Genomic DNA, 15,562 nt, shown 5'->3' with positions numbered 1-15,562 from the left:
AATATGACAAGGCAAATCCCCGAACTGGCCGCGGCCAACCCGGTGATTATGGGGCTGCTGGAATACGTGCTCGACAGGCGCGACGAGCAGATTCTCACCGGCGAGGAAAAGCCGATCGGCATGACTCTGGACCCGAGGAAGGCACCCCGAGCGCTGCGCGCCGCGCTGGCTCCATTTACTGATCCCGTGTACGACGACGGTGAACTCTGGGACGAACTGGTGTGGCTGTCCCGCGATTACCGCTGTTTTTCTATCAAGCCTCCGGGGCGCCGGCCAGCGGGCAGCGCCGCCTGGGAGGGGGCGCGGCTCTACTTTGAAGACAGCCGCGAGCCGATGATCCGCGAGTGGTTGGACAGGTCGCGCCCGGTGCGGCTGGACCCGGAATGGCAGGCTGCGCTGACAAAATTTGCCGGACGTTTCGAGGTCCCGGATGCATTTCCGCCCGGCGGCCTGGAGCTGGACCCGGGCTTCGAGGATTTCGAACAGATGCTGGCCTGCTGGGCCGGCCTGGGCGGGGAACTGAACCGCGCGGAAGGCGATCCCACGGAGGGCCGCCCCGCGAAGCGCCTTTCCTGGCGCCAGCTGTCGGCGCGCTGTTTTCTCGGCGATTCCAAATACCTGGATGGCGATGGGCGCCAGGCACTGGTTCGCGCGCTCTTCCCGAGCCAATGCGACAGAGTTCACGAGCGGCCGCTGCTGATGCACTTGTACCTGCCGGCGCAAACGGAGCGGGTGCTGCTGATAGAAAATCAGGACTCTTTCTTGATGCTGGCGGACTGCGGGCCAGAGCGCACGGCACTGGTATATATCGAGGGCTACCGCGGCGGCGCGGCGCGGGTGCGTACGCCCGGTGTGGCCCGCTTCAGCACCCTGAACAATGCGCAGCAGACAGCGCGCAGGGATTTCCTCCAGTGGTGGCAGGGGCAGGGCGCGGTGGAGCTGCCGGTGTACTTCTGGGGTGACCTGGATTACGAGGGCATGCAGATCGCCGCGGCTCTCAAGCGCAGCTTCGCCAACCTGGTTTGCTGGCGGCCGGGCTATGAGCCATTGCTGGAGAGGTTGCTCGCCGGTGACGGCCACCTGCCGCAGCAGACCAGAAAGACGGGCCAGCGGCCAATCGAGAGCACCGGCTGTGAATACGCCGACGGGAAACTGATCCCGGCGCTTCGGCAGAGCGGATGCTGCGTGGATCAGGAGGCGGTGACGCCGGAACAGCTGCTCGCTGCGGTATCGTCCGACAAGGAGTGAAATTAACCCACAGCTTTTTAGGGAACTTCTGATTAACGTCATTCCGGCGAAAGCCGGAATCCAGAAACCCCCCGTTTCTCTAGACGCCGGGGTGACGAAATGGACTATTCAGAGGTCCTCTTAGGTGGCGGGTTAATACAGCACAGGTGTGCCGTTGCCGGATAATAAAGCAGGCTGCCCGGTCACCATCCGCTATTGAGATTTATGCACAAGTTCGCAGAAGATAGCCGCAGTTTATTCGGATAATGCAGTTTACTTTTAAGCCAATGGGGCGAAAGGGAATTTATCGGAGATTGTTATGCGTCAGTTTTCCATTCTGGTTGTTTTTGCCCTGGCCTTCGGCGGCGCGGCGGTACTCTACGAGCAGGAGAGCCGCAAGGTAAAAGGGGTGTTGACCCAGATTACCGAGCTGCAGGCGCAACTGGGCGATCTGCAGGCAGAAGTTAACCGGCTCAGCGCTGAGCTGGAGGCAACAAAGCTGGCCGAGCGGCGCCGCCCCGGTTTGAAGTCCATGGCCAGCCGCGTGTTGCGCGATGAAAAGCCGGCTGACAAGCCGGCGGTCCAGGTGCGGGATTCCTCCGGCAAGCTGATTGCTTCCGATGTCACCAGCGCCCCGCCCGCCATTCACGGCCGTGGAGAAGACCCGGATGAGGACGAATGGAGCAGGCCGACGGTGGACGCGGAGCGGTATCAATCGGAGTCTGCCGGTTCTCAGTCGGAACAGGCCGTTGCCGATCCCTATCAGTAGTTGAAGACGTATGTCATTAACACCTTTTTATTCTTCCCTTTGTGCCCAGCTATCCGGCCTGCTGACCGATGAGCGCGACTGGCTGGCGAACACAGCCAACGCCAGTGCGCTGCTGTTCCTGGAACTGCGGGATATCAACTGGGCCGGTTTCTATTTCCTGCATGGTGATGAGCTTCGCCTCGGGCCTTTCCAGGGCAAACCGGCCTGCACCCGCATCGCCGTGGGTTCCGGTGTCTGTGGTACCGCGGTGGCCAGTGGCGAGCCGCAATTGGTGGAGGATGTGCACCAGTTTCCCGGGCATATCGCCTGCGATGCGGTTTCCGCGTCGGAAGTGGTGATCCCCCTCTATGCTGGCGGGCGCTGCCTGGGCGTGCTGGATATCGACAGCCCCTCGCTGGCGCGCTTCGATGCGGAGGACCTGGCGGGCCTGGAAGCGTTCGCGGAGGTATTGCTGGACCACTCGGATACCCCTGGCGCCTGATGGCTGTCGTATGGCAGCGGCAGGTGGGGGGCAACTGCTACCAGGTGCGCCGACACGGTGCCAGCGTGCGCCTCTACAGCAACGGCATATTTCACTCCCAGTGGAATCCCCGCGATCCGCTAAAAGGTTCGCTCTGGGAACTGTTATTGTTGCCGGCTTTCTTCCTGCCGCCGCGAAAAATTCGTTCGGTGCTGGTCCTGGGTGTGGGCGGTGGTGCGGTGATACGCTTGCTGCAGCAATTTGTCGAACCCGAATGCATTGTCGGTGTGGATCTGGATGCAGTTCACCTCTCGGTTGCGCGCCGCTATTTTGGTGTGCGAGGCGCCGAGCTGGTATGTGCCGATGCGAGGGAGTATGTTGCCGGCATCCTGGCTGCAAAAAAACAAAATTCCTATGACCTGATAGTCGATGACCTTTTCGGCCACCATGAGAGGAAAGCGGAGCGAACGGTTGCCGCCGACCTGGACTGGTGTAAGAGCCTTTTGCAACTGCTGGCGCCGGATGGACTGGTAGTCAGCAATTTTGGAAGCCGGCGGGAAATGATTACCAGCGGCTGGCGCCGTACCGGGCTGCGCGAGCAGTTGACCAGCTGGAGCGCGGAAATGCTCCAGTATGAGAACTGTGTGTTGACCGTGAGCCGCCGGCCGCTGGCGATGGCTGACTTGATCTCCCGGGCCCCGGGGGCCATCAACCCCCAGAATCCCCGCCGGCGGCTCAAGTGCCGGCTGCGGCGCCTCTGAGTTATTTGATTGGCGCCTTTTCGCACTGGCTGTCTATACTCAGGAAGAGACAGAATTTCCCTGAGGCGGGGCGATGCGGTACAAAACCTTGGAGGATGTGATCCAGGAGGGAAGGGATTTCCACGCGAAGCTGGCTCAGCAGTATGGTGAGTACGAGCAACTTGCCAGCGATGAGCGTATAGAGTTGCTGTTGGACCAGCTGCGACGGCGGGAGGATTCCATGACCCACTCGCTGGAAAACTTCCGCGAGGATATTTCCCCCGGTGCTTTGCACACCTGGTTCCAGTTCGCCCCAGAAGGACGCGAGCAGGAATTCCTGAAGCGGGTGCGCAATCTGGATATCAACAAGCTGGACAACATCGCCGAACTGGCGATGGATATCGAGATGTACCTGGCGGATCAATACCGGGACCTGTTACAGGGGGCGGACACACCCTCCGCCCGCGAAGCGATGGAGCGGTTGCTGGAACTGGAGGAACTGGAGGAGCACACGCTTTCCAGGAATCTGTTTAATCTCCGCGACTATTGAGCCGGTATCCAGTCTTCTGATGGTGTCTGAGCTGAATACCGCTACCTTAAGCGTTGTTTCGGCCGTAGGATGGGCAAAGGAGCGTAGCGACGTGCCCATCTTCCGGGACCTTGATGGGCACGCTACGCTTTGCCCATCCTACAAATATGCCGATTTTCGGCTTAAGGTAGCGGTATGTGTCTGAGCCCGGCTTGCGCGGGAAGGTTCTCCCCTACGTATGGAAACCACTCGACGATCGTCCCGGGCCGCGTAGGTGGTAGACACAGAAGCCCTTATCCCTGGCAATCAACTCGGTTTCAATAAAACAGCCCGCGGCTTTTTTCCCCAGCGGAATAAATTCATTCACCACAAACAGCGCCTGGCCGCCGGGTTTCAACAGCCGTGCGGCCTGCTTCAGGAAACGGTCGGTAAGATCCCCTTCCACCTGGAATCCCTGGTGAAAGGGCGGGTTGCAGATCAGGTAGTCGGCGATGTCACTTTCCAGCTCATCGCCTGCATTGGAGGGAAGTACAACGCCCTGCAATCCCAGGTCCTGGAAATTTTTCGTGCAGGCGAGCAGGGCGGCCGCATTGTTGTCCGTTGCGGTGAACTGGTAATCACCCTGCGTTGACAGTTGGACGCAGAGGTAACCGTAGCCGCAGCCCAAGTCCACTACACGGGCATTGTCCGCCGGTGGGTAGTGGGTGAACTGTTGCGCGAGCAGGGCGCTGCCGGTATCGATCTTGTCCCAGCCGAACAGGCCGGGCTTACTGTAGAGCCCGTTCAGCGTCTCCGGCTGGCGCAGGTGGGAATAGTCCTGGTCGTCCAGCATTGTGCCACTGGCAGTTTCGCCGGAGTGGATATTGGTGCTCGAGTAGCTCGCGCCGTGCTTCTGAAGATTTTTCCCGCCGGCATAACGCTGTGCGGCCCTGGCCGCATAGGTTTTGATGCCGCTCTGCTTGCCGCCCAGCAGTATCAGTTCTCCACCTTCGGTCAGCGCGTCCGGTGCGCAGTTGATAATATGGTGCACCACCGCCTTTTCCTTGGAGACCGGGTAGACGATACGGCGATAGCGCCGCTCCAGTTCCTCGAGCTGGAAGTCGTTAAAAAAGCTGCGCCCTACCTTGCCCTCCGCCAGCCTGGCGATATCCCAGCGGTTGCTCAGCAGGTCTCCGGCAAAAGTGATGCCTTCAAGCAGCAACGCCTTGCTGTTCTCGTCGGCAATCCACAGAGTTTCCCGTGGATTTTGTTGCAGCAATTGGCTCAGCAGTGTGTTCATTTAACGGAGGCAATTTCTTCCGGGGTGAGCGGGCGATATTCGCCTTCAGGCAAATCCTCGTCGAGCTGGATTTCGCCGATGCGCTCCCGGTGCAGCTCCAGTACCCGGTTGCCCAGGGCGGCGAACATGCGCTTGACCTGGTGGTAGCGGCCTTCGCTGATGGTGATGCGTACTTCGTTGGCAAAGAGGATTTCCAGCTTTGCGGGCCTGGTTCTTTTCTTTTGCCGGACACGTCCCTGTGTCCGGCCCTTCGGGCCGCTGCGCGGCTCAAAATCGTTCCTGACGATTTTGTCGTTGTCCAGCCAGATGCCCTTGGCAAATTTTTCCACCGCACTTTGATCAATTTGCTCCGCCAAGTGGGCGTAATAGGTCTTGTCACAGTGATGGCGGGGGGAGGTGATCCTATGGGACCACTGGCCGTCGTCGGTGAGCAGTACCAGGCCGCTGGTGTCGATATCCAGGCGGCCGGCGATATGCAGTTTGTGCTTGTTGGGCTCGTCGATCAGGTCGAGCACCGTGGGGTGTTCGCTATCCTTGGTGGCGCTGATGTAGCCGAGCGGCTTGTGCAGCATAAAGTAGCGCGGCCCCGGCTCCAGCAGCGGCTCACCGTCCAGGCACAGAGTATCCGATTCCGAGACTTTGGTGGCGGGATCAGTCACTACCGCGCCGTTGACGCTGATGCGCTCCGCTTTGGCGGCTCGCTTTACCTGGACGCGGGAGAGGTCGGTGACCTGGCTGACGGCTTTGTCTAAGCGCATGGGTTTCCCTTCTCCTCAACCCTCTTTCCAGCGGAGAGAGGGGGGCATGGCGACGATCGAACTGTCCGGAGTGCGACTCCCTCTCCCCCTATGGGGGAGAGGGCTGGGGAGAGGGGGATACTAACAGCCAATTTTGCGCTCGCCGGAATCTACGGACTGATAGATCAGGGTATTGATCGTCATGGGGCCGACCCCGCCGGGCACCGGGGTGTAAGCGGCGACGCGGTCCACCAGCGGGCCGAGTTCGATATCGCCGACGCCGCCCGGGTGATAGCCGGCGTCCACAACCACGGCGCCATCCTTGATCCAGTCTGCCTTGATAAATTCCGGTCGGCCCACGGCGCCGACGACGATATCGGCGCGACGGATATGCTCGGCCAGGTCCCGGGTGCGGGAGTGGCAGATGGTCACGGTGGCGTTTGCGTTCAGCAGCATGGCCGCCATGGGCTTGCCCAGGATGGGGCTTCGGCCCACGACCACCGCGTGCTTGCCGGCGATCTCGATTTCGTAGGCTTCCAACAGGCGCATAATGCCCTTGGGTGTGGCGCAGCCGTAGGCTTCTTCGCCCATGGCCATGCGACCGAAGCCCAGACAGGTAACGCCGTCGACGTCTTTATCCAGCGCGATGGCATCGAAGCAGGCGCGCTCGTCGATCTGTTCCGGCACCGGGTGCTGTAACAGTATGCCGTGCACATTGGGGTTGGTGTTGAATTCTTCGATCTCGGCCAGCAATTGCTCGGTTGTGGTTGAGGAGGGCAGTTCCACCTGCAGGGAATCCATGCCGACGCGGCGGCAGGCATTGCCCTTCATCTTGACGTAGGTTGCGGAGGCTGGGTCGTCGCCCACCAGGATGGTGGCCAGGATCGGCGTCTGGCCGCCGCTCTTTTCCTTGAGTGCGGCCACGCGGGCCGAGAGCTCCTGTTCGGTCTTCTGCGCCAAGGCCTTGCCGTCCAGAACGAGTGCGGACATAGATGGTCTCTCTGATTTTCGAAGGGCGCTATTTTGGCACAGCCCGCGGGTAATTTCCCGGCCGATAAACCGTTGCAAAAAGAATGGCTTAGCGACGTTGACTCCCCCGGGGGGCGCAAGTATTATGCGCGCTCTCGCAAGGGAGGCAGCTGCTGACCAGTGAGATTGCGGGGAACTTTTTAAACCCCGTTGGAGAATCGGGGCATAGCGCAGTCTGGTAGCGCGCCTGCTTTGGGAGCAGGATGTCGGGGGTTCGAATCCCTCTGCCCCGACCAATTTGCACCGGGTATACCATGCGCCCGTAGCTCAGCTGGATAGAGCATCCGCCTTCTAAGCGGATGGTCGCAGGTTCGAGTCCTGCCGGGCGCGCCAATCTTTCGGGATGGGTTCGAAGTTTGGCTGCTCCAATTGGCTCATCGCCGGATTGTAGTCGCAGGACTATTCCGGCCCATCAGCACAGCTGATGGGCGCCGAGTCGGCCGCAAAGCGGTGCTTTGCAAATAGCCGCCCCGGCCCTGCCGGGCTAAATGCTCGGCTCAAATTCACAGCACCGCCACAAGGTGCTGACATATCACGATTTATGGTGGCCGTAGCTCAGTTGGTAGAGCACAGGATTGTGGCTCCTGAGGTCGCGGGTTCGATCCCCGTCGGCCACCCCATATCTTCTGGCCCGCTTTTCGGGCCCTGAAAAGCCCGGCCCTTATGCCGGGCTTTTTTGTGCCGCCGGGGTGGCCGGCGCAAGTGCTTTACGCTGCCTGGCTAATGTTCGATAATTAGCCATCGAGTGCACTTCAATAACTTTTAGTTATAAAGAAATTCCATTGAAGTGCGGTGAACAGAGGCCATTGAAGAGACTACCCGGGGGTATCGGTGACAGCGACGATAGAACGCAAGGCAACCAACATCCATTGGCACGACGGTGATGTAACTCGTGAAGATCGTGCGAGCATGCTCGGCCATAAGGGCGCGACTCTGTGGTTCACCGGCCTTTCCGGCTCCGGCAAGAGCACGGTAGCCGTGGCCCTGGAGAAGGCGCTGGCCGCCCGCGGGGTGTTGAGCTACCGCCTGGACGGCGACAATATCCGACATGGTATCAACGCCAACCTGGGCTTCTCCGCCGAGGACCGCCAGGAGAATATCCGTCGCGTGGGTGAGATCTCGCGCCTGTTTGCCGACAGCGGCGTGATAGTGCTGAGCAGCTTTATCAGCCCCTACCGCGAGGATCGTGAATTGGTGCGCCGCATGCACGCGGAGAGCGATCTGGATTACCTGGAAGTGTTTGTCGACTGCTCCCTGGAAGAGGCGGAGTCGCGGGACCCCAAAGGTCTGTACAAGAAGGCCCGCGCCGGAGAAATCCGTGGCTTTACCGGTATCGACGACCCCTACGAGGAACCTGCGTCCCCCGAACTCCACCTGCGAACAGACTCAATGAGCCTGGAAGAGGAGGTGGAAATAATGATTTCCAGTCTTCAGGCCCGCGGCATTATTGCCTGACCCGCCGCGTCACGGGAGGCTTTCAGCCGTTTGAAGCCTCCCGAAGTCCCTCTCTGACCTCAATCCCTTATTCCTTTTATACGTACTCTTGTACGCCAACTCCCCGCCAGCTCGCCCGTCTCTACATATACTCAATTTGTACCAATTAGGCAGTCGGCTGTGTGGAGGCGGTTATGGCGGTACGGAGGGCAGGGATTCTCTCTGGAGTAGTGTTTGCGGTTGTGGGCCTGTTGATTTTCGGCGCCTGGTACGGCTATCAGGAGCTGCCCAGAATGCCGGGCGTGCCCGAGGCGCCGGTGGTTGGCGTTCCCGATGGCGCCCTGGACCACCAGCCGCTGCCCGCCTATTCCGGCGCCCACCCGCGCGTGCAGGAGCGCCCCCCGGAATACTATCCCTTCCCGATCGCCATCGGCGAAATCGGCCCGGCGGAGACACTGTTTGCCGGGCCCTCCACCTATCCCTTTTATTGTGGTGAAAATTCGGTCACCGATCGCCAGCCGATGGTGGACAACCAGAAGGGTGAGGGGGTGCCGGTCTACGCCCTGGATGCGGAGGGCAACAAAACGAGTGACATCATCGGCTACAGCCGCGACTGCAGCCACCCGACCCATGTGACCTACTACTATCGCAGCGTGATCGATGGCGACTTCCATCCCCTGGAAGAGGCGGATGGGGACATCGACCAGGTCACGGTGAATGGCAGGGCCGTCGACTTTGTGGTGCGCCTGGAAACCGGCACTATCAACCGCTTCTTCTACGCCATAGCGGCGTTGAGAGGAGAGGGGGAGACTCCCGAAAACCCCAGCACCAGTAACTGGAACCGGCGGTTGATCTATCAATTCCGCGGTGGTGTGGGAATAGGTCGCCGGCAGGGCGATATCGGCAAGGGCGACGTCGTCGACCGCCGCGCCGACCAGTTGGCGCGGGGCTATGCCATTGTCTATTCCACTGCCAACCAGACCAGCAATCACTACAATATCTGGCTCGCCGAGGATACCGCGCGCCGGCTCAAACAGCAGTTCAGTGCGCTCTACGACGAGCCTCTCTACACCGTGGGCATCGGCGGCTCCGGTGGCGCCATCCAGCAGTACCTGATCGCGCAGAACGCCCCGGGCCTGCTGGATGCGGCGATTCCCCTCTACTCCTATCCGGATATGGTCAGCCAGACCATCTACGTGTTTGACTGCGAGCCGCTGGAGTACTACTTCGATGTGGTGGACGGTGACAACCCCCGCTGGCGCAACGCCGAGGAGCGCTCGGTTATCCAGGGGCTCCCCGCCAGTAACAATGTCAAGAATCGCTTCCATCTTCTGGAGGTGGCCGCCACTCTGTTCGACGGTCGCTATCGGGACGGCACCGAGGGGGCCACCGAGTGTATCCAGGGGTGGCGCGGCCTGGTCCCGCTGGTAAACAATCCCCACTTCGTGCACTTTATCAATAATTACGCGGACGATATTGCCCGCAACACCCACTGGTCCCACTGGGAGGACCTGCGTAGTTTCTACGGGGCGGATGAGACCGGTTATGCCAACAGTGCCTGGGACAATGAAGGGGTACAGTACGGCCTGCAGGCACTGCGCGACGGCGATATTTCCATGGAGACTTTCCTGGAACTGAACGCCACCATCGGCGGCTGGAAGGCGCCGTTGGATCAGGGGGATGAGAAGCTGTGGTTCCTCAACGGCGACCTGTTCCCGGTGCAGTTCTCCGTGTGGAGCGACCATAATATGAACCTGGGTACCCTGGACCGGCCGGCCCGGCGCAGCCGCGCGAATATCGACGCGATCCGGGGTATCTACCGCTCGGGCCACGTCTTCCTGGGGGATGTGGAAATTCCTATTATCGATCTGCGCCACTATCTGGATGGCGAGCTGGATATGCATCACAGCCTGGCATCCTTCTCCAGTCGAGAACGCATCCGCCGCGCCCGCGGTCACGCCGACAACCAGCTGATCTGGGTCAGCCACAAAAAGTACACGCCCCTGGACGAAACCCTGGACACCATGGACCGCTGGATGCGGAACATTATGGAGAACCCCCAGCGAGGCGTTGCAGCCAACCGTCCGGTGGACGCCAGCGACCAGTGTTTCGACAGCGAGGGCAATGTGATCGCCGCAGGCCCCGATGTATGGAACGGCGAGTGGAATCGCAAGGCCCGGGGAAAGTGCATGCGGGAGTACCCCATCTACAGTACGCCGCGCCAAGTCGCTGGGGCACCGATCACCGGGGACATCTTCAAATGTGCGCTGCAGCCCATTGAGCGTGCCCTGGCGAAAGGAGTGTATGGCTCCGCCTCCGAGGATGTCGCCGAGCACATAGTGGAGATGGGACGAATCTTCCCCTCCGGTGTATGCAATTACAACTATCCAGACGAGGGACGCCCGAAGGAGAACCTGATTCCCGGCACCGCGCCGGTTACCATCGCCGGCCACAAAATCGCACCGGACTACCGCCTCTCGTCGAAAGGCTATGTGCAGGAGCCGATACCCGAGGAGGTCGAACAGCCCGTGCCAGTCTCCCTACCGGGGGAAAAGGCCGCCAATGAGTAATCCGAAATTCCGGCGCGCCATTTGTTGACAGACCAATGCAATCCGGTATGATGCGCGTCGCTCCAGGGGCAGTGCTCCGAAGAAGCGCAAAGGGTGGTTAGCTCAGTTGGGAGAGCGGCGGCCTTACAAGCCGTAGGTCACAGGTTCGACCCCTGTACCACCCACCATCCCCACTGGGGATACGCGGACCGGTAGTTCAGTTGGTTAGAATGCCGGCCTGTCACGCCGGAGGTCGCGGGTTCGAGTCCCGTCCGGTCCGCCATATACAAAAAAGCCCTTCTCTTGCGAGAAGGGCTTTTTTGTATATGGCGACCGCTGGATGACAAAATTGTCAGGAACAATTTTGGACGCCGCGCGAAGCGACGGCGCCCGGAGGGGGAGGGCCGGGACGGCCCGAATCAGTACCCTCGTTCGACAAAATTGCCGGGAGCAATTTTGGACGCCGAAGGCGCCCGAAGGGTGAGGGCCAGGACAAATCCGCCGGGAGCGGATTTGGGCAGCTTTGGCTGGCCGTAGGCCGTGGCGAATCATTGCCCGAGTTAGTCCCGTCCGGTCCAGGTAAAGAGCAAAGCCCGCGAAGCGGACTTTTCATAATTTAACGAGCTTCCAACTGAAAATCCCGTGAGCCCCAGATACCTCTCCAGCCTGGACCTGCATGACTTCACTCAAGCCGCCCGCGAAGTTCCCTATCAACGCATCGAAAGCGACCTGTTTCCCGGCGTAGAAGTCTGGATCCGCCGCGACGACCTCCTCGACCCGATCATCTCCGGCAACAAGGCGTATAAACTGCTGTTCAATTTGCTGGAAGCGAGGGAGCAGGGCGTCGATACCCTGATCACTTGTGGTGGCGCTTGGTCAAATCATATCCATGCCGCTGCCGCTGCCGGCGCTCGCTTCGGCTTCCAATCCATCGGCATAATCCGCGGCGATCGCCCCCCAACGTTGAGTGCCACTTTGCAGGATGTCGAACGTTTCGGCATGCAATTGCTGTTCGTCAGCCGGCAGGTTTATAAAAAAAGGAGCTATTCAGGCTTTCTGTTGGAACTAAAGATCGCTGCAAACTGTTCTTCTTTTATACCGGAGGGCGGAGCAAACCTGGCCGGAGCCAAAGGCGCGCAGTTATTGGGAAAAATAATTGAAGAGACGAAACCAATCAGGTTTGATCAGCTATGGATTGCCTGCGGCACAGGCCTGACGCTCGCCGGCTTGCGGTCCTCGATAAAGTGCGCCCCGGTACGTGGCGTGGAAGTACTCAAGGCGGGCGATTCGATCCGCTATCAGGCACAGCATTGGCTAGCGGCTCTTCAAAACCCCTCTCCCGCTTGCGGGGGAGGGGTTGGGGAGGGGGAAAATGAGCCGAACCCGAGCAGCTGTTATCACTGCGGCGGCTATGCCAAATACCCTCACTATCTACGCGACTTCCAGCAGACATTTGAGCAAGAAACCGGCATACCACTGGACCCCGTCTACACCGCAAAGCTGCTCTACGGCCTACATCGGGAGGCTACACTCGCCCGAATCCCGGCTGGCGCCAAAATACTGGTTTTGCACTCGGGGGGCCTGCAGGGGCGACGGGGATTTTTACTGGAATAGATTAAAAAATGGACAGCGGAATATTATTTGAACAATTTTCCCTGACCACCCGGACGGAGTTCGACTCACAAAACAAGCTCAGGCATAATCGCCTGTCACTGAAAAGTCGGGAAAAATCTTCCCGCCAGTGCGCAAAAAATATACAGATATAGCGTGCTGGGCCAAGGAACAAATCGCAAGGGCCCGAATTTGGGCACCATGGGGGAACGGTGTCGGAATTCCATAATATCGGCCTGATCGGCCGTACAGAAAGCGACAGTGCCGTCCTCTCGCTCAAGCGCCTGATGGCGTTCCTGGAGCGGGAGGGCTATGCCGTGGTTCTGGAACAGGAAACCGCAAGCGCCGCGCCCAACCACGGTACCCGCGTGGCACCAAAAGGCAAGCTCGGCGAACTCTGCGACCTGGTCATCGTGGTTGGCGGCGACGGCAGCCTCCTCACCGCCGCCCGCGCCCTGGCCAAATTCAGTGTGCCCCTGCTCGGCATCAACCGCGGCCGCCTGGGATTCCTCACCGATATCACTCCAGACGAGATTGAACAAAAAGTAGGCGAGGTTCTGGCCGGCAAATATATGGCCGAAAGCCGGTTTTTGCTGGATATGTCCGTCACGCGGAACGGCAAGCCGATAGGTAACGGCTCCGCGCTGAATGATGTGGTGGTTCACCCCGGTGAGTTTATCCGCATGATTGAATTCGATTTATTTATTGATGGGCAATTTGTCTACACCCAGCGTTCAGATGGGCTAATCATTTCCACTCCCACCGGTTCCACGGCTTATGCGCTTTCCGGGGGTGGCCCAATAATGCATCCCAAGCTGGATGCCATTGTTGTTGTTCCTCTTAATCCCCATACGTTGAGTAGTCGACCGATAGTGGTAGAGGGGAGTAGTGAATTCAAAATCATTGTGGGTGAACACAATTTGGCCAGACCACATGTCACCTGTGATGGCCACGACCAGATTATTACGGAACCGGGAGATGTGATTCGTATTCATAAGAAGCCACACCGCTTAACGCTAGTACACCCTCTTGAGCACAATTTCTATGAGACCTGCCGATCAAAACTTAACTGGCAGGTAAATTGAAGTGCTTACGTTGAACCCGAAATGGATGTTCAGAGTCGGCCGAATCTGCACCAGTTTCATCTTTCTAGCCGGGGTTGCAATATCGGAGGGCATTGGCAGAATGTGGCAAATTTTTGCGCTGGCAGTCAGAGTTTCAAGCTGCTACCCGCAAGGTAAATCAACACTATTCGACAATAGGATGGATCGGCTGTGACAGATGCTACTTACCCCAGAGGGGTGCCAGTGGGTGACGAAATCGACCTGGTCGCGTTGCTACAGAGCTTGTGGGCTCAAAAATGGCTGATCGCGCTAGTAACCCTGGTGGTTACCCTGGGCGCTGCCTCTTATGCGTTTCTTAGTAAACCAATTTACGAATCGCGTATTGCCGTGCTACCACCCACGCTCAGCGATATTGCTGGCTTCAACCTAGGGCGAGATGGAAGGAGTGGGCTAAAGCCTTTCTCGGTGGGCGATATATACACTGTGTTCACCCGCAACCTGCAAGCTGAGGACAGCCGCCGTCAATTCTTCAGGGATGTGTACTTGCCGTCTCTGGATGAAGAGCAGCGTTCAGGCTCTCAGGACCGGCTCTACCAAGCGTTTGCCAAAGTGCTTAGCGTCAAGGCTCCGAACAAAAGCCAACCGGATCGCTACGTCATTGCTGTTGAGCACCGTGACCCAGCACAGGCGGCCAACTGGGCCAAGCACTATATGGATCAAGTAACCCGGCAATCCCTCGATGAAATGTTGCAAAACATCCGACGTGAGGTGGAAGTGAAGGGCAGGCAGGTTCAGCAGGAAATCGAAACCTTGCGGGAGTTTGTCAAAATTCGCAAAAACGATCGTATCTTTCAGCTTAAGGAAGCACTGACGGTGGCCGAAGCGGTAGGGTTGGCGAATCCCCCTGTTATCAGCGGGCAAATCGCAGAGCAGTTGTCCGCTATTATGAATGGCGACTTGATGTATATGCGTGGTTCAAAAGCGCTGCGGGCCGAGATCGAGGCCTTGGAAAACCGTACTTCGGATGATCCATTCATTCCTTCGTTACGTAATCTGGAAGAGCAATACGATTTTTATGCTGGCATACAGGTTGTCCCAGAAAAAGTGGCTATTTCCCGCCAGGATGGTGCTGTGGTAACACCGGATGCACCCATCAAGCCTAAAAAGGCATTGATCCTGGTGCTTGGAATACTTCTTGGTGGCATGCTCGGCGTCTTCATAGCATTGGTTCGTTTGATGCTCAGCAAAAATTCTGCCACAGCTCAAGTGCTCCCCACCTCGATAAGCCAGTCTGTGGGGGCAACCTGAAAGCCTTATTGATATTAGCAACAGCGAGCGTCATGCCTCCGAGCAGGTCGAAACCTGTGATTGCTTCGGGGCCGAGAGGGTGCTCCGCAAGCAGCAGGTGAATGTGGTAATCATGGAGTCGGTACGATCAGCCGACGGCAAACAGGAGCGAACGATCGGTTTGGCAAAAGCTGCACCGATAGTGTTGTTACAGATATGAATATAAGTACTGCGAGTGCCCGCTGCATTGAAGGTCCGGCCGTGGCTTGGTACCTCGTGCAGTGCAAGCCCCGTCAGGACGAGCGTGCGGAAGAAAACCTACAGCGCCAGGGCTATGCCTGCTATCGGCCGCAGCATAGCTGCGAGCGGATAGTGCGTGGCCGTCGACAAATCATCGTCGAATCGCTGTTCCCCGGTTATCTATTCATTCAGCTGGACGCCGATGCCAACTGGGTATCCCTGCGCTCAACCCGTGGGGTCAGCCGCATAGTGGGTTTCGGCGGCATGCCGCTACGGCTCGACAACAGCTTGATCGTGCATCTGCAACAACGCACGGCCGCAGCCGTTAAACCGGTCCTCGATGCAGGGGATAGCGTGCGTATTACCGAAGGCGGCTTTGCCGAGTTGGACGCCATCTTCGTAGCAATGGATGGCGAGCAGCGCGTGATACTGCTGCTCAATATGCTTAACCGCCAGCACCAGATCAGCATGCCGCTGGCGAGCATTGTCAAGAATTGAATAAGCCTCGGCACTGGCCGAGATCAAGGCTGCGCCAGTAAAAATTTGAAGATTACGACGTTCTCAGGAAACCAACGGTAAATCTTGGGGCGGTAGCGTGTCTGATGCA

General features: G+C 58.8%; 14 protein-coding genes and 5 tRNA genes. 16 read left to right on the top strand and 3 right to left on the bottom strand.

The window, feature by feature from the left end; genetic code table 11:
• Positions 1-3: 3 nt before the first annotated feature.
• The 5 genes from PP263_RS06935 (at position 4) to PP263_RS06915 (ending at position 3,746) form a co-directional block, all read left to right on the top strand.
• Positions 4-1,248, top strand: coding sequence for a Wadjet anti-phage system protein JetD domain-containing protein (locus PP263_RS06935; protein ID WP_308367642.1), 1,245 nt, complete (start codon positions 4-6; stop codon positions 1,246-1,248).
• 298 nt (positions 1,249-1,546) lie between these two features.
• Positions 1,547-1,996, top strand: coding sequence for a hypothetical protein (locus tag PP263_RS06930; RefSeq protein WP_308367641.1), 450 nt, complete (start codon positions 1,547-1,549; stop codon positions 1,994-1,996).
• Between the two features lie 10 nt (positions 1,997-2,006).
• Positions 2,007-2,477 (top strand): GAF domain-containing protein, encoded by a 471-nt coding sequence (locus tag PP263_RS06925; RefSeq protein ID WP_308367640.1) that lies wholly within the window; start codon positions 2,007-2,009, stop codon positions 2,475-2,477.
• Positions 2,477-3,217 carry a methyltransferase domain-containing protein gene (locus PP263_RS06920; protein ID WP_308367638.1) on the top strand — a complete coding sequence of 247 codons (741 nt, stop codon included), beginning with the start codon at positions 2,477-2,479 and terminating at the stop codon, positions 3,215-3,217. The genes PP263_RS06925 and PP263_RS06920 overlap by 1 nt, the downstream gene beginning before the upstream one ends.
• Before the next feature lie 73 nt (positions 3,218-3,290).
• Positions 3,291-3,746, top strand: a complete 456-nt coding sequence (locus tag PP263_RS06915; protein ID WP_308367637.1) for a hypothetical protein — start codon at positions 3,291-3,293, stop codon at positions 3,744-3,746.
• 211 nt (positions 3,747-3,957) lie between these two features.
• On the opposite strand, the gene PP263_RS06910 is transcribed toward PP263_RS06915, so the two are convergent.
• From PP263_RS06910 to folD, 3 genes are all read right to left on the bottom strand, one after another.
• Entirely contained in the window at positions 3,958-5,004 is a 1,047-nt protein-coding gene (locus PP263_RS06910; protein WP_308367636.1) for a methyltransferase, read from the bottom strand.
• Positions 5,001-5,762, bottom strand: coding sequence for a pseudouridine synthase (locus tag PP263_RS06905; protein WP_308367635.1), 762 nt, complete (start codon positions 5,760-5,762; stop codon positions 5,001-5,003). The genes PP263_RS06910 and PP263_RS06905 overlap by 4 nt, the downstream gene beginning before the upstream one ends.
• A gap of 120 nt (positions 5,763-5,882) precedes the next feature.
• A complete protein-coding gene (gene folD, locus PP263_RS06900; protein ID WP_308367634.1) occupies positions 5,883-6,731 on the bottom strand; it encodes a bifunctional methylenetetrahydrofolate dehydrogenase/methenyltetrahydrofolate cyclohydrolase FolD in 849 nt (282 codons plus the stop codon).
• A 198-nt stretch (positions 6,732-6,929) separates the two neighbouring features.
• Here folD and PP263_RS06895 point away from each other — a divergent pair.
• The 11 genes from PP263_RS06895 to rfaH all read left to right on the top strand — a co-directional run bounded on the left by PP263_RS06895 (position 6,930) and on the right by rfaH (position 15,453).
• A tRNA-Pro gene (locus tag PP263_RS06895) sits at positions 6,930-7,006 on the top strand.
• 20 nt (positions 7,007-7,026) lie between these two features.
• A tRNA-Arg gene (locus tag PP263_RS06890) sits at positions 7,027-7,103 on the top strand.
• 211 nt (positions 7,104-7,314) lie between these two features.
• Positions 7,315-7,390: transfer RNA gene (locus PP263_RS06885), tRNA-His, on the top strand.
• A 211-nt stretch (positions 7,391-7,601) separates the two neighbouring features.
• On the top strand, positions 7,602-8,225 hold the full coding sequence (cysC, locus tag PP263_RS06880; RefSeq protein ID WP_308367633.1) for an adenylyl-sulfate kinase: 624 nt from the start codon (positions 7,602-7,604) through the stop codon (positions 8,223-8,225).
• 173 nt (positions 8,226-8,398) lie between these two features.
• Complete coding sequence (locus tag PP263_RS06875; RefSeq protein WP_308367632.1) at positions 8,399-10,774, top strand: DUF6351 family protein; 2,376 nt, start codon at positions 8,399-8,401, stop codon at positions 10,772-10,774.
• 91 nt (positions 10,775-10,865) lie between these two features.
• Positions 10,866-10,941, top strand: a tRNA-Val gene (locus tag PP263_RS06870).
• An 18-nt stretch (positions 10,942-10,959) separates the two neighbouring features.
• Positions 10,960-11,036 (top strand) — tRNA-Asp (locus tag PP263_RS06865).
• 359 nt (positions 11,037-11,395) lie between these two features.
• Complete coding sequence (locus PP263_RS06860) at positions 11,396-12,367, top strand: pyridoxal-phosphate dependent enzyme (RefSeq protein ID WP_308367631.1); 972 nt, start codon at positions 11,396-11,398, stop codon at positions 12,365-12,367.
• A gap of 209 nt (positions 12,368-12,576) precedes the next feature.
• The gene (locus PP263_RS06855; RefSeq protein ID WP_308367630.1) at positions 12,577-13,449 is read left to right on the top strand and encodes an NAD(+) kinase; all 873 of its coding nucleotides are present in this window, start codon (positions 12,577-12,579) and stop codon (positions 13,447-13,449) included.
• A 222-nt stretch (positions 13,450-13,671) separates the two neighbouring features.
• Positions 13,672-14,736 carry a Wzz/FepE/Etk N-terminal domain-containing protein gene (locus tag PP263_RS06850; RefSeq protein ID WP_308367629.1) on the top strand — a complete coding sequence of 355 codons (1,065 nt, stop codon included), beginning with the start codon at positions 13,672-13,674 and terminating at the stop codon, positions 14,734-14,736.
• Positions 14,737-14,931: 195 nt separating this feature from the next.
• A complete protein-coding gene (gene rfaH, locus PP263_RS06845; RefSeq protein ID WP_308367628.1) occupies positions 14,932-15,453 on the top strand; it encodes a transcription/translation regulatory transformer protein RfaH in 522 nt (173 codons plus the stop codon).
• Positions 15,454-15,562 lie beyond the last annotated feature (109 nt).

The organism is Microbulbifer sp. TB1203 (assembly GCF_030997045.1).
Taxonomy (GTDB): Bacteria; Pseudomonadota; Gammaproteobacteria; order Pseudomonadales; family Cellvibrionaceae; genus Microbulbifer.
The sequence above is the reverse complement of the archived record's forward strand: the minus strand, read 5'-3'. Positions and strand labels throughout refer to the sequence as shown.

Coding starts and splice junctions, on each gene's coding strand:
- PP263_RS06935 (WP_308367642.1), top strand. CDS start 4: ATGACAAGGCAAATCCCCGAACTGGCCGCGGCCAACCCGGTGATTATG.
- PP263_RS06930 (WP_308367641.1), top strand. CDS start 1,547: ATGCGTCAGTTTTCCATTCTGGTTGTTTTTGCCCTGGCCTTCGGCGGC.
- PP263_RS06925 (WP_308367640.1), top strand. CDS start 2,007: ATGTCATTAACACCTTTTTATTCTTCCCTTTGTGCCCAGCTATCCGGC.
- PP263_RS06920 (WP_308367638.1), top strand. CDS start 2,477: ATGGCTGTCGTATGGCAGCGGCAGGTGGGGGGCAACTGCTACCAGGTG.
- PP263_RS06915 (WP_308367637.1), top strand. CDS start 3,291: ATGCGGTACAAAACCTTGGAGGATGTGATCCAGGAGGGAAGGGATTTC.
- PP263_RS06910 (WP_308367636.1), bottom strand. CDS start 5,004: ATGAACACACTGCTGAGCCAATTGCTGCAACAAAATCCACGGGAAACT.
- PP263_RS06905 (WP_308367635.1), bottom strand. CDS start 5,762: ATGCGCTTAGACAAAGCCGTCAGCCAGGTCACCGACCTCTCCCGCGTC.
- folD (WP_308367634.1), bottom strand. CDS start 6,731: ATGTCCGCACTCGTTCTGGACGGCAAGGCCTTGGCGCAGAAGACCGAA.
- PP263_RS06875 (WP_308367632.1), top strand. CDS start 8,399: ATGGCGGTACGGAGGGCAGGGATTCTCTCTGGAGTAGTGTTTGCGGTT.
- rfaH (WP_308367628.1), top strand. CDS start 14,932: ATGAATATAAGTACTGCGAGTGCCCGCTGCATTGAAGGTCCGGCCGTG.